A 13684-nucleotide genomic window follows, 5' to 3' on the forward strand; every position below is an offset into this window, starting at 1 on the left:
CTATGCGACTGTTGTTCCGGTACGCGCTGTTCATGGCGCTGTTCGCGCTCGTGGCCCAGGGAATTCCCGGTGTGGCCGCGCCGACCGCCGCAGCCCAGGACGAAGAGCAGGACCAGGTTCTGTTCTTCCACCGCACGACGGGTTTCCGGCACGATTCCATACCGACGGCCATCGCCACGGTAGAAGCGCTGGGCGCCGAGAACGGCTTCTCGGTGACCGATACGCAGGATGCGTCGGTATTCACCGATGAGCAGCTCGAACAGTACGACGCCGTCATCTTCTACACCGATGGCGAGAACACGCTCAATGCCGACCAGCGCCGAGCATTCGAACGGTATATCCATCGTGGCGGCGGTTACGTCGGACTCCATTCGGCGACGAACATGGATAAGGCCGACTGGCCCTGGTACAAGGACCTGCTCGGTGGTGCGCAATTCCGCAGTCACCCGTCCGGGGACGGCCAGTTCCAGGAGGCCACCGTCCGCGTCGAGGACGGCTCGCACCCGTCGACGTCCGGGTTGCCGGCCGAGTGGACACGCGAGGACGAGTGGTACAACTTCACCGCCAATCCGCGCGAGAAGGTGCACGTCCTGGCGACGCTGGACGAGTCGACCTACGAACCGGGCCCGGACGCCATGGGCGAGGACCACCCGATCGCCTGGTGCTCGAACTTCGACGGTGGACGCGTCTGGTACACGGCGCTCGGGCACAAGAGCGAGTACTACGACGAGCCACTGATGCGTGAACACCTGCTCGGCGGCATCCAGTGGGCGACCGGAGCGGCCGGAGCCGAGACCGACTGCGGCGAGCCGCGCGACGGTGTCCCCACCGGAGCATCGTTCGAGAAGGTCGCACTGGACGACAACACCGCGAACCCGATGGAGCTGGCGGTCGCGCCGGACGGCCGGGTCTTCTACGTCGAGCTCGGCGGCGCGGTGAAGATCTACGACCCCGACTCGGGTGCGATCGAACAAGCCGCGCAGATCCCGGTGCATCGCGGCAACGAGAACGGCTTGCTGGGCATCGCGCTGGACCCGGACTTCGAGACCAACCAGTGGCTCTACCTGTTCTACAGCGCGCCGTCGCCACAGGTGCAGCACGTGTCCCGGTTCACCGTGGACGGCAACACGCTGGACATGGCTTCGGAGAAGGTGCTGCTGGAGATTCCGCACCAGCGCGAGGTCTGCTGCCACTCGGCGGGCTCGATGGCCTTCGGTCCGGACGGCAACCTGTTCTTCTCCACCGGCGACGACACCGCGCACTTCGCGTCGCAGGGCTACGCACCCATCGACGGGCGCATCTACGACCAGTACGAGAGCGAGGACGCCAAGCGCTCCTACGACGCGCGGCGGAGCTCGGGCAACACCAACGACCTACGCGGCAAGATCATCCGGATCACGCCGGAGGACGACGGCACGTACTCGATCCCGGAGGGCAACCTGTTCCCGCCGGGGACCGAGAACACCCGCCCGGAGATCTACACGATGGGTCACCGCAACCCGTTCCGGATCGCCGTCGACGACGAGACCGGCTGGGTCTACGCCGGCGAGGTCGGGCCGGACGCGAACAGCGACGACCCCGACCGCGGCCCGCGCGGCTACGACGAGTTCAACCAGATCCGCGAAGCCGGCAACTACGGCTGGCCGTACTGCATCGCCGACAACCAGCCCTACCGGGAGTGGGACTTCGCGACCAGCACCCCCGGTGAGCTGTTCGACTGCGAGAACGGCCCGGCGAACGACTCGCCGTTCAACACCGGACTCGGCACCGTCCCGCCGGCCGAGGACGCGTTCATCTGGTACCCGTACGGCGAGTCGCCGGAGTTCCCGGAGATTCCCACCGGCGCCGGGCGTTCGGCGTACGCCGGCGACGTCTACCACTACGAGGAAGGGTTGCTGGGCGACGGGCAGTTCCCGGAGTACTACGACGACGGTGTGTTCATCATGGACTGGTCGCGGAACTGGATCGGTCACGTCACGCTGGACGAGAACGGCGACTACGCCGGGTTCGAGCGGTTCATGCCCGACACCCTGTTCCGGAGCCCGCACGACATGGAGTTCGGCCCGGACGGCGCGATGTACCTGATCGAGTGGGGCATCGACTTCAACTATGCCGGCGAGAACGTCAACCCCGACTCCGGCCTCTACAAGATCAACTACGCCGAAGGCGCGCGGACCCCGGTCGCGAACGCCGAAGCCGACCGCGACAGCGGCCCCGCGCCGCTCGAGGTGGCATTCACCGGCGACGGCAGCCACGACCCGGACGGTGACGAGCTGACCTACGCCTGGGACTTCGGCGACGGGGCGACCTCGGACGTAGTGAACCCCACGCACACCTTCTCCGAACCCGGCGAGTACACGGTTCAGCTGACGGTGACGGACCCGTCCGGGCGTTCCAGCAGTTCCAACCTCACCATCACGGCCGGGAACTCACGCCCGGAGGTGACGATCGAGGCCCCGGCCGACGGGCAGGTCTTCACCTGGGGAGACGAGATCCCCTATCGCGTCTCGGTGACCGACGCGGAGGACGGCACCGGTGGTGAGATCGACTGCAGCCGGGTGACCGTCCAGCAAGGGCTCTTCCACGACGAGGGCGGTAACGCCCACGTGCATCCCGGCACGTCGCAGACCGGCTGCGAGGGCGTCATCGCCACTCAGCCGGACGCCGAGCACGGCGAGGGCGCGGACGTCACCGCGCTGATCACCGCCAGCTACACCGACCTCGGCGGTGACACCGGCGCGCCCGAGCTGACCGGTGGTGTGTCGCACTTCCTGCAACCGCATCGTAAGGAGGCCGAGCACTTCAGCGCCTCGTCGGAGGTCGGCGTCACCGAAGCCAACGACGAGGAGACCGGCGGCGTCGACGCGATCACCGGCGCTGACGGAGCATGGGCGGCGTACGAGCCCTTCAGCCTCGACGGCGTCGGCGACGTGACACTGCGCGCCGCGGCCATGAGCGACACCACGGTCGAGGTGCGCCGCGACGGGCCCGACGGCGAGCTGCTGGGCACCGCACAGGTCGAAGGCTCCGTGGACATCGGCCGGGTGGCCGGGCCGGAAGGCTTCGGCAGCGCGGTGCAGCTCAACGGGTCGAGCTCGCTCGAGCGTGTGGACATGCCCGCGGGAGTCGTCAGCGATGTGCAGGACTTCACCATCTCCGCCTGGGTGAACTGGAACGGCAACCAGACGTGGGCGAGGATCTTCGATCTCGGCTCGGGCACGGACAACTACATGTTCCTCACCCCCAGCGCGGGCGGTACCGGCAACCTCCGCTACGCGATCACGACAGGTGCGGGCGAGCAACAGATCAACGGCTCGCAGCCGCTGCCCACCGACGGGTGGCAGCACGTCGCGGTCACGCTGTCCGGTGACACCGGCACGCTGTACCTGAACGGTGAGCCGATCGGGACCAACGAGAACATGACGCTCAGCCCGTCGGATCTGGGTCAGACGCCGCAGAACTGGATCGGTGATTCGCAGTGGTCGGCCGATCCGCTGCTCGACGGGTCCGTCGACGATTTCGCCATCGCCGACCGCGCGCTGACGCCGGCCGAGGTCCAGTCCCTGATGGACACGCCCGGCGGCGACGTGGGCGGCGGCAACGTCGCCTGGTACCAGTTCGACGAGGACGGCGGGCCCACCGCGGTCGACTCCTCGGGCCAGGGCAACGACGCGAGCATCGCGGTCGCCGACGATGCCGCGGTCTGGCAGGACGTGACGGTCGACCTGGCCGCCACCGAGGGGACGTTCCCGCTGCACATCGTCTTCCCGGACAACGAGTTGCGGGTGAACTGGATGAAGTTCGGCGAGGCGGACGTCGAACCGGGCCGGTGCCCCGCGCCGGACACCCGGGAGACGGTCGTCGTCGGTGACGTCGACAGTGGCGTGCCGAACTACGTCACCGGCACCGACGCCTGTACGGTCAACGACCTGATCGACGAGGAAGGTGACTGGGCCAACCACGGAGCGTTCGTCCGGCACGTGGGCGAGGTGACCGATCAGCTCGTCATGGACGAGGTGATCACCCGCCGCGAGCGTGGTGCGATCGTCCGAGCGGCCGGCGCGAGCGACATCGGCCGCTAACGGCTGCCCACCTCAATGGTGTTCGTGCGGCCCGAGCCCTCTGCGGCTCGGGCCGCACGACGTGAGCGATTGAGGCTCTTCGACCCGATCCGTGGGTGTGGTGATCGCGCCGTGCTGCCTGGAGCGTTCCCTGTCGCGAGTTCGCTGGCGGCGCGGCGACGCACGCACAGTGACCGGATGCGACCAGTCCGCCGCGGCGAAGGCCGCATCCGGTCAGCGTGAAGTTGCTATCGGTTCCGGAGTTATCTACTCACCGGCGCTGATGAGGTCCACTCGGTCCGTTGCGGGCGCGACGACGCCACCTGGAACGGTCGGCAGGTAATTGCGGAAAGCCGCACGTGCCCTGCCGTGACGCTCCGGATCGGCGTAATCGGCGAACGCAGGGTGACCCCGTCGTCCGTATGCCATCGGAACCGTGGCGGCCACTCGGTACGTCTCGTCGGAAAGGATCGGTTCACCGTCGAGCGTCAAGCTTCCAGGGACGACCTTGCTGCCGATCGGCTGCGAGTCGTCGTATGCATAGTGAACATTGTCGGATACGGCCAGCGGCTCGAACCGGACGGCTCCATCGGCTGCCGCACTCCATTGCTGCTCGAGGACGTTCGTCAGCTGAGCGCCGGTCAGGGCTACGGTGACGATGCCATCGTCGGCCCTGTTGGCCGCCCGGGCGTCTCCGTAGGTGATCAGACCATCGCGGTCCCCCGCAGCATCGTCGGCTTCGTAGGTCAGATCAGCACCATAGCCTTGACCCGACTGCGTGCCGGCGACCGCGAGATCGGCATAGCCATCCTTCTCGGCTTTCGCGTTCGCGTCAGCAAGGTAGGAATCGGCGATGAGGTTGCCCAAGGCGCTTTCGCCGGAGGCGTCTCGTTCCTTGGTCACATCTTCGCGGATCTCGGCTACTGGCGTGCTGAGTGTCTCTGGAACCTTGCCGACCCAGTACTCGACCATGGCGGCCACCTCAGCATCGTCCTCGATGTCACGAGTGACGGCGTGATTCTCCGACGTCAGAGTCTCACGCAGCACCTCGCCGGTCATCGGATCGAGCTGCATGTTGATCTCATTGACGATCCTGCCGAAACTACTTGCCATGAAGATCGGGCGCGGATCGCCCTCGGGGTCGTCCACGATGCAATTGAAGGAGAAATGCCGATGTCCCATCGATACCGCATCGATCTCGGCCGAGAGATTCGCGTTGATGTCGCCGACCAGATCGCCCGCCTGGCCACATTCGTTGTAGCCCGGCTTGTTCGGTAGCCTGGGCGGCCCGTCATGAAGATTCAGGATCACGGCCTCCACACCGCGTCCGCTCAACTGCTCGGCGAATCGGTTGGCCGTCTCGGCGATATTCAGGGCTTCGAGTTCGGGATGATAAGAGAGCGGCAGGCCCGGACGGTTCGGCGAGATGGTGAGACTGATGAATCCGACGGAGTGCACTCGGCCGCCATCGCTTCGAACCTTTTCGACATGGACCCCTGGGAGTATCGGCTTCTCCTTGTCGGCGGTGACGACGTTCCCCGTGTAGAACGGAAATTCAGCCCCTTCGAACAGCTCGCCGGTCGAGTCGGTGAAGCAACTGTCGAGGCCTACCGTTCCGAAACATTTTCCCTTCGCCATATGGTCCTTGATGAAGTCGACGGAATAGTCGAGTTCATGATTGCCGACTCCGGTGACGTCGAGGCCCATCATGTTCATCAGTTCGATGGTCGGCTCGTCGCGATGAATCGTCGTCTCCGTGGGCCAGCCGGCGAAATTGTCACCCGTGCTGTACAGTATCGAGTTTTCCTGTCCGGCTTCGAGCCGATCGACATGAGCGGCGAGATTGGCGGCACCGCCGACCCATATCACGTTTCCGTCGGCATCCGTCACCGTGCCGCTACGGGCTTGCTTTGCTTCGTGAAGTGCTCCGTGAAAGTCGGTGATGGCCAGTAACTGGACGTCCACGGGACCTTCCTCGGGCGCCGCGTTCGCCGGTGCTGCAATGAGGCCTGCCGCTGCCAACCCCGTGAGTGTCAAGGTGGCGCCCAGCCGTTTACGATTTGTTTCCATAGATTTCTCCAGGAGCTGGTACCGGAACGGCCCTCGTTATGGAAAATGCACAGTCAATACGCCGTTGTGGGCTGCCACGAGAGCATCTGGAACATTTCACAGTGAAGCATAGCGAATTGTGGCGGTCAAACCCGGAAACAGCGACTCGCCCCTTTATCGGGCTCTTCACAGTCGAGGGTGTAGCGAGCGTGTGATTCCTCGCGGGCGGGTGCTTGACGCTACCTTCGCCTGTGCTGACAGGACCACGTTCTGCCGGCTCGACGGGCTCGGCCTCGATGTCGTCGGGCAGCGCCTCGAGACCGCCACCACCGAGGAACTGCCCGACGCGGTCGCGGTCATGGACCCCTTCCACGTGGTCCGCCTCGCCGGCGACACGCTGGATCAGTGCCGTCGCCTCGACCGCGGCTGCCGCGATATCCACATCCGTCGCGATGGGCCGAGGTTGTCCACAGATCCGTGGTCGGGCCTGTCGGTGCCCGCCTTCCGGGCACACGATGCTCGGCGTGAGCATGCCGGACGAACTGTGCCGCTTGGCTGAAGCCCAGGACGGCCTCGTGACCAGGAAGCAAGCGCTGGCATGTGGCATGAGCACCGACGCCCTCCGCCACCTTCTCGGTGCCGGGCGGCGCTGGCAGCGCGTTGTCCGAGGTGTCTATGCCACGTTCACCGGGCCGCTCGGTCCACGTCACCGGGTTCGCGCGGCACTACTGCATGCCGGACCGTCCGCGATGGTCACGGGCGGCTATGCGTGTCGTGCCTACGGGATGCGATACGTGCCTGCGGACGCACCACTTGTCCTGCTGGTGCCGGACACGCTTTCCAGGACAGCCACCGCTCTCGCGCAGCTTCGACGGGTCGGTGGCCCTCGGCCAAGCCTGCTGGAAAGGCGCGCGCCTGGTGCGCCTGGCGCTCGACGACACCCGCGTCGGCTGCCACTCGGCACCCGAATGCGAGCTCCGGGACCTGGTTCGCACGTCGACGTTCCTCCCCGAACCGGCGTGGAACAGGCCGCTTCCGGGCACGTCGGACGGTGTCGTGATCCCGGACGCCTGCTGGCCCGAAGCTCGCGTCGTGGTGGAGATCGACTCGGCCGAGTGGCATCGGATGGGTGACCTGGTCGAGCAGACCGAGCGGCGCCGGGCGCGCTGCGCAGCGCTCGGATGGACCGTCCTCTCGATCTCACCGCGGCGACTGCGCGAGGACCGGATAGCCGTGCTCAGCGAGATCGAATCCGCCGTGCTGGCCGGATTCCGGCGAGGCGCGGTAGCGGTGTGAGGTTGATGCTGCAGCGATGTGGGGTTGGTGGGGTTCGAGCCCAAGTAGGCCCACATCGCTATGGCCAGTAACTCCACATCGCTATGGTGCGGAGGGTTTCAGGCGGGTGCGATCTCGGTCTCGCCGTCGCCCTGTCCCGCGCGCAGCGACGCCGACAGTGCGGCGGCGATCCGGGTCATCTCGGCGATGAGCCGGTCCTGGTGGCGGGTGTCGAGACGCGCGGCCGGGCCGGAGACCGACAGCGCCGCCACCGGCTTGCCCACGACGAAGACCGGCACCGCGAGGCAGCGGACCCCTTCCTCCTCCTCGCCGGCGTCGGCGCCGTAGCCCTGCCGTGAGACGTTGTCGAGCTCGGTGAAGAAGGTCTCCCAGTCGGTGATGGTGGCTTCGGTGCGCTTGGGCAGGCCGGTGCGTCGGATGATCTGTTCGGCATCGGCACGAGGGCTGAACGCCAGCAGCACCTTGCCCACGGCGCTGGAGTGCGGCAGCACCCGGTTGCCCACCTGAGTGAACATCCGCAGCCGGCGCGGCGCCGCGACCTGGGCGATGTAGACGACGTGGTTGCCGTCGAGCACGGCCAGGTTGGCGCTTTCCTGGCTGATCTCCGCGAGCTCGGCGAGATGCCGCTGCGCCCAGATGCCGAACAGTCTGGTGTAGGGCTCGCGCAGCTTCAGCACGCTGGGCCCGAGCAGATACCGCCGCGACTCCGGGTCCTGCCGGATGTAGCCGCGCGCGCCGAGCGTGGCCAGGAGCCGGTGGACCGTGGCCAGCGGCAGGCCGGTGTCCTGGATCAGCCCGGTGAGTCCGAGGGCGCCGTCGGAGCGCGCGAGGGCTTCGAGCACGTCGAGTGCGCGCTCGACCGACTGCACGCCGCGGGTGGGCTTGGAGTTGTTCATCGTCGATCCTCCGGATCGGGGTATCCGCTGCTGGCGAGCGGAGCGTTGCGGATGGCGATCGAGCTATTGACCGACCTGACGCACGTCCGTAACATCCTATCCACTCTAAAGCAGAGTATATCCATCTAGTGGATAACGGTGCATGCCGATGGCGATCGAAGATCTGCGGCAAGAACTGACGGGCCTTCTCGGGGACCGTGGTCTGCTGACCGAGTGGACGCAGCGCCGCACGTACGAGTCGGACGGACTGACCGGATACCGGATCGTTCCCGCGCTGGTCGCGCTTCCGGAGGACGTGCAGCAGGTGGTGGGTGTGGTCCGCGCCTGTGCGCGTCACGGCGTGCCGCTGGTTCCGCGCGGTGCCGGCACCGGGCTGTCCGGCGGAGCGCTGCCGCACGCGGACGGCGTGCTCATCGCGTTGTCGCGGATGCGCCGGATCGTCGAGGTCGATGCCGCCAACCAGCGCATCACCGTCGAGCCCGGCGTCACCAACGCGCAGGTCAGCCGTGCGGTGGCCGAACACGATCTCTATTACGCGCCGGATCCGTCCAGCCAGGTCGTGTGCTCGATCGGCGGCAACGTGGCCGAGAACTCCGGCGGCGCACACTGCCTGAAGTACGGCTTCACCACCCACCACGTCCTCGCCTGTGAGGTGGTGCTGCCGGACGGTGAGGTCGTCGAGCTCGGCGGCCCCACGCTCGACGCGCCCGGGTACGACCTGCGCGGAGTGTTCGTGGGGTCGGAGGGCACCCTCGGCATCGTCACCAAGGTGTCGCTGCGGCTGCTGCGCCGTCCGGACGCCGTGCGCACGCTGGTCGCCGACTTTCCGAGCCCGTCCGCGGCCGGTGATGCTGTTAGCGCGAACATCGCGGCCGGCATCGTCCCGGCGGCCGTCGAGATGATGGACAACCTCGCCATTCAGGCGTGCGAAGCCGACGCGCACGCGGGCTTCACGCTGGACGCCGGTGCCGCGCTCATCGTCGAGCTCGACGGACCGGCCGCCGAGTGCGATGCGGCCTTCGCCGACGTCACCCGGCTGTGCAACGAGAACGGCGCCACCAGTATCCGCATCGCGGGCGACGCCTCTGACCGCGACCTGATCTGGAAGGGACGCAAGGCGGCGTTCGCCGCGATGGGCCGGCTCTCGCCGGACTACTTCGTCCAGGACGGCGTCATCCCTCGGACCAGGCTGGGGGAGTGCCTGGCGCGCATCGACGAGATGGCGGTGGAAGCGGGCCTCCGGGTGGCGAACGTCTTCCACGCCGGCGATGGAAATCTGCATCCACTGGTGCTGTACACCGCGGCCGATCCGGAACAGGCCGAACGCGCCGAGACGCTCTCACGTCAGATCGCCGAGCTGTGCGTGTCCTTCGGCGGTTCGCTGTCCGGCGAGCACGGGATCGGCGCCGACAAGGCGTGCTCGATGCCGACGATGTTCACCGCGGACGATCTCGCGGTCATGGACCGGGTCCGGGCGGCGTTCGACCCGCACGGGCGGTGCAACCCGGACAAGGTGTTTCCCACGCCGCGGCTGTGTGGCGAACGTCCGGGGCCGTACCGGCCCCATCCGCTCGAGTCGGCCGGCGTCATCGAGCGGATGTGAGCGCGGATGACTTCCACGCGGAGCGCTTCGCCCGTCGCGGCCGCGGCGGTGCACCGGCCCGGCGACCTGGCCGCGGCCCGCGACGCCGTGCTGGCCGCACGCGAGGCCGACGCGAACATCCTGGTTCACGGCGCCGGCACGAAACTCGGCTGGGGCGGCCGTCCGGCTCCAGGTCGAAACTGGCACGTGGTCGACACCCGAGGGCTGAACCGACTGGTCAGGCACGACGCGGGGGACATGACCGCGTCCGTGCAGGCCGGCATGCCGCTGCGCGAACTCCAGGCGCAGCTGGCGCACGCCGGCCAAGAGCTCGCCGCCGATCCGTCGCGTCGTGCCAGGGGCGCGACGGTCGGCGGCGTCTACGCCGCCGGTGACGGCGGGCCGCGCAGGCATCACCACGGTGGTGTCCGGGATCTCGTCATCGGCACCACCGCGGTGCTGGCCGACGGCACCGTGGCCCGTAGCGGCGGCGACGTCATCAAGAACGTCGCCGGCTACGACCTCGGCAAGCTGTGGTCCGGGTCGCTGGGCACGCTGGGCCTGGTCGTGGAGATGACCGTCCGGCTGCACCCGCTGGCCGAGGCCGCACGCGCGGTGCGGGTACCCGCCGCGGCCGACGTCGCCACGGCCATCGTGCTCGACCTGCTGGCGAGCCCGGCCGAGCCCGTCGCCGTGGAGTGGTCCGGCGGCGCCGGCGGCGGTGCGCTGCTCGTCGGCGTCGAAGGGCGCGCGGCCGCGGTCGACGCACAGGTGGCTTCGGTGGCGGCGGTCGCGCGGCGGCACGCGGCGACGGTGGAACCCGTCGACGGTGAGCCGGACGTCTGGGACGCCTGGCGGGAGGCACACGCCGGAGAACCCGGAGCCACGGTCGCGCGGGCAGCCACCAGGCCCGGTGACCTGGCGGCGGCCGCCGACGCCCTCGACGTGGCGGCCGACGGCACGTCGGTCGGGACGACACTGCACAGCCACGCCGGGCTCGGTCTGCACGACGCCGTCCTGCGTGGTGGCGACGCTGCCGAGCACGCCGCGGTGGCGGCGGCATGGCGCGAACGGATCCGTGCCATCGGCGGGTCCGTGGTGCTGCGCGATCGACCAGCCGGTGTCGACGAGCACGTCGACCCGTGGGGCGATCCAGGATCCGGGCGCCTGCTCGAGCTGATGCGCTCCGTCAAGTCGGCTCTGGACCCCGAGCGCCGCTTCGCGCCCGGACGCTTCGTGGGAGGGATCTAGCGTGGACCGCGAACGGATCGACGACTGCGTGCACTGCGGCTTCTGCCTGCCGGCCTGTCCCACGTACAGCCTGTGGGGCGAGGAGATGGACTCCCCGCGCGGCCGGATCCAGCTGATGAAGACCGCCCTCGACGGGGACACCCCGATCGACGCCACCTGGGTGGGGCACATGGACGCCTGCCTCGGCTGCATGGCCTGCGTGTCCGCGTGCCCGTCCGGTGTGCGCTACGACGAGCTGATCGAATCGACCCGCGCCACGATCGAGGAGGAGCACCGGCGCCCGTGGCGCGACCGCCTGTTCCGGCGGCTGCTGTTCACGGTCTTCCCGGGCCGGCGGCGGTTGCGCGTGGCCGCGGCCGCCGCCTGGATCCATCAGCGGCTGGGCATCGCCGGCCTGTTGCGGCGCACCGGGCTGCGCGACCGGCTGCCGCCGCGGTTGCGGGCGCTGGATGCCGTGACACCGGCGGTGCGGGCACGGGACCTGGTGCGCCGGACGCCGCACGTCACCGCCGCGGTCGGCGAACGCCGCCGGCGGGTCGGGTTCGTCAGCGGGTGTGTGCAGGAGGTGTTCTTCGGCGCCGTCAACGCGGCCACGGTGCGGGTGCTGGCGGCCGAGGGGTGCGACGTGGTGACGCCGCCGGCGCAGGGCTGTTGCGGTGCGCTCGAGCTGCACGGCGGCCGCGAGGAACCCGCGCTCGCGCGGGCTCGCGCCCTGGTCGACGTCTTCGCCGAGCTGGAGGTCGATGCCGTCGTCGTGAACGCCGCCGGCTGTGGTTCGGCGCTGAAGGACTACGGACGTCTGCTCGCCGACGACCCGCGCTACGCCGAGCGCGCCGGTGAGTTCGCCGCGAAGGTCCGCGACGTCACCGAGATGCTGGCGGATCTGGAACCGCGGACCGAGTACCGCCCGGTCGAGACGACCGTCGCGTACCACGACGCCTGCCACCTCGCCCACGCCCAAGGGGTCACCGGCGAACCGCGGACCGTGTTGCGACGGATCCCCGGTGTCGACCTGCGCCCGATCCTCGACGAGGGGCACTGCTGCGGCTCCGCGGGCATCTACAACCTCGTCCAGCCGGAGGCCGCCGATCAGCTCGGAAGCAGCAAGGCGCAGGCGCTGGCGGCCACCGGGGCCGACGTCGTCGTCACGACGAATCCGGGATGCGCGCTGCAGATCGGGCGCTGGCTCGAACGCCCGGTGCTGCATCCGGTGCAGCTTCTCGACGCTGCCCTGGGGAACACGAGGAGTCTGGAGGCCCGATGAACCGTGACGAAGCCCTGGCCCGGCTGCGGGCCGTGGTCGATGCCGGCGGAGCCCTGATCGGTGCGGGCGCCGGCACCGGGCTGTCGGCCAAGTGCGCCGATGCCGGTGGCGGCGACCTGATCATCATCTACAACTCGGGGCGTTATCGGATGGCGGGGCGCGGCTCGCTCGCCGGCGTGCTGGCCTACGGCGACGCCAACGAGATCGTCGTCGACATGGCGCGAGAGGTGCTGCCGATCGTGCGCGAGACCCCGGTGCTCGCCGGCGTGTGCGGCACCGACCCGTTCCGGCGGATGGACGTGTTCCTGCCGGAGCTGAAGCGGCTCGGGTTCGCCGGCGTGCAGAACTTCCCGACGGTCGGGCTGATCGACGGCGTCTTCCGGGCCAACCTCGAGGAGACCGGGATGAGCTACGACCTCGAGGTCGAGATGGTCCGGCTCGCGCGCGAGCTCGACCTGCTGACCGCGCCCTACGTGTTCACGCCCGACGAGGCCACGGCGATGGCCGGCGCCGGAGCCGACATCGTCGTGGCGCATCTGGGCCTGACGACCTCGGGCACCATCGGCGCGCGGACGGCCGTCTCGCTCGACGACGCCGTCGAACGGGTGCAGGCGATGCGTGACGCCGCTGTCGCCGTCGACCCGCAGGTCATCGTGCTGTGCCACGGCGGGCCGGTCGCGACGCCCGACGATGCCGCCCACGTTCTCGAGCGCACGCACGGCGTGGCCGGGTTCTTCGGCGCCTCGAGCATGGAGCGGCTGCCGACCGAGACCGCGATGACCGACACGATGCGCCGCTTCAAACAGCTCCGTCATGCGACCGGGAACGCGACCAGGGAACACGGAGGGACAGCGTGATGAAGCTCAGCCAGGTCGATCCGCACAGCCGCGCCACCATGACGTTCGACTGGGGTGCGGTGAAGTGGTTCGTGCAACCGGGCACGACGCCCGGCGCGACGCTCTCGTTCGGCGAGGTCGTGCTCAACCCGGGGCAGGGGCACGACCGGCACAACCACGAGACCGCCGAAGAGGTGCTGTACGTGTTGTCCGGCGCCGGCGAGCAGATGCTCGACGATCAGGAGCCGTTCACCGTCCACCCCGGCGACGTGATCCACGTGCCGAAGGGGATGTTCCACGCCACGCTGAACACCGGGTGGGCGCCGATGCGGCTCGTCGCGATCTACAACCCCGGCGGCGCGGAGGAACGGGCACTGGCCCAGCTGCCGGACTTCGCCGAGGTGCCGGCCGGAAGCGTGCCGACCTACGTCCGCCCGGGCGGGTAGCCG

The 13684-nt window shown here is 68.8% G+C and carries 9 protein-coding genes and 1 pseudogene; 8 read left to right on the top strand and 2 right to left on the bottom strand.

Annotated elements, in window-relative coordinates:
- Positions 1-2 precede the first annotated feature (2 nt).
- On the top strand, positions 3-4082 hold the full coding sequence (locus CLV30_RS13560) for a ThuA domain-containing protein (RefSeq protein WP_106537762.1): 4080 nt from the start codon (positions 3-5) through the stop codon (positions 4080-4082).
- A gap of 246 nt (positions 4083-4328) precedes the next feature.
- On the opposite strand, the gene CLV30_RS13565 is transcribed toward CLV30_RS13560, so the two are convergent.
- The gene (locus CLV30_RS13565) at positions 4329-6131 is read right to left on the bottom strand and encodes a bifunctional metallophosphatase/5'-nucleotidase (protein WP_106537763.1); all 1803 of its coding nucleotides are present in this window, start codon (positions 6129-6131) and stop codon (positions 4329-4331) included.
- A 295-nt stretch (positions 6132-6426) separates the two neighbouring features.
- Between CLV30_RS13565 and CLV30_RS13570 the strand changes: the two are divergent.
- Positions 6427-6525 (top strand): annotated as a pseudogene (locus CLV30_RS13570) (transposase); the annotation flags it as partial.
- 503 nt (positions 6526-7028) lie between these two features.
- On the top strand, positions 7029-7406 hold the full coding sequence (locus tag CLV30_RS13575; protein WP_106537764.1) for a PDDEXK family nuclease: 378 nt from the start codon (positions 7029-7031) through the stop codon (positions 7404-7406).
- Positions 7407-7504: 98 nt separating this feature from the next.
- Here the strand turns inward: CLV30_RS13575 and CLV30_RS13580 are convergent, their stop codons facing one another.
- A complete protein-coding gene (locus tag CLV30_RS13580; protein ID WP_106537765.1) occupies positions 7505-8302 on the bottom strand; it encodes an IclR family transcriptional regulator in 798 nt (265 codons plus the stop codon).
- Positions 8303-8444: 142 nt separating this feature from the next.
- On the opposite strand from CLV30_RS13580, the gene CLV30_RS13585 reads away from it, so the two are divergent.
- Genes CLV30_RS13585 through CLV30_RS13605 form a run of 5 tightly spaced genes read left to right on the top strand, consistent with a single transcriptional unit; the run spans position 8445 to position 13681 of the window.
- On the top strand, positions 8445-9905 hold the full coding sequence (locus CLV30_RS13585; RefSeq protein ID WP_420841997.1) for an FAD-binding oxidoreductase: 1461 nt from the start codon (positions 8445-8447) through the stop codon (positions 9903-9905).
- Between the two features lie 6 nt (positions 9906-9911).
- A complete protein-coding gene (locus CLV30_RS13590; RefSeq protein WP_106537767.1) occupies positions 9912-11135 on the top strand; it encodes an FAD-binding oxidoreductase in 1224 nt (407 codons plus the stop codon).
- Between the two features lies 1 nt (position 11136).
- Positions 11137-12399, top strand: coding sequence for a (Fe-S)-binding protein (locus tag CLV30_RS13595; RefSeq protein ID WP_205740851.1), 1263 nt, complete (start codon positions 11137-11139; stop codon positions 12397-12399).
- A complete protein-coding gene (locus CLV30_RS13600) occupies positions 12396-13256 on the top strand; it encodes a phosphoenolpyruvate hydrolase family protein (RefSeq protein ID WP_106537768.1) in 861 nt (286 codons plus the stop codon). The genes CLV30_RS13595 and CLV30_RS13600 overlap by 4 nt, the downstream gene beginning before the upstream one ends.
- A complete protein-coding gene (locus CLV30_RS13605) occupies positions 13256-13681 on the top strand; it encodes a cupin domain-containing protein (protein ID WP_106537769.1) in 426 nt (141 codons plus the stop codon). The genes CLV30_RS13600 and CLV30_RS13605 overlap by 1 nt, the downstream gene beginning before the upstream one ends.
- Positions 13682-13684 lie beyond the last annotated feature (3 nt).

Source organism: Haloactinopolyspora alba, from assembly GCF_003014555.1.
Lineage (GTDB): Bacteria > Actinomycetota > Actinomycetes > Jiangellales > Jiangellaceae > Haloactinopolyspora > Haloactinopolyspora alba.

What these genes read in the sequence shown, in the direction of transcription:
- CLV30_RS13585 (WP_420841997.1), top strand. Translation starts at nt 8,445, where the DNA reads ATGCCGATGGCGATCGAAGATCTGCGGCAAGAACTGACGGGCCTTCTC.
- CLV30_RS13560 (WP_106537762.1), top strand. Translation starts at nt 3, where the DNA reads ATGCGACTGTTGTTCCGGTACGCGCTGTTCATGGCGCTGTTCGCGCTC.
- CLV30_RS13590 (WP_106537767.1), top strand. Translation starts at nt 9,912, where the DNA reads ATGACTTCCACGCGGAGCGCTTCGCCCGTCGCGGCCGCGGCGGTGCAC.
- CLV30_RS13600 (WP_106537768.1), top strand. Translation starts at nt 12,396, where the DNA reads ATGAACCGTGACGAAGCCCTGGCCCGGCTGCGGGCCGTGGTCGATGCC.
- CLV30_RS13580 (WP_106537765.1), bottom strand. Translation starts at nt 8,302, where the DNA reads ATGAACAACTCCAAGCCCACCCGCGGCGTGCAGTCGGTCGAGCGCGCA.
- CLV30_RS13605 (WP_106537769.1), top strand. Translation starts at nt 13,256, where the DNA reads ATGAAGCTCAGCCAGGTCGATCCGCACAGCCGCGCCACCATGACGTTC.
- CLV30_RS13565 (WP_106537763.1), bottom strand. Translation starts at nt 6,131, where the DNA reads ATGGAAACAAATCGTAAACGGCTGGGCGCCACCTTGACACTCACGGGG.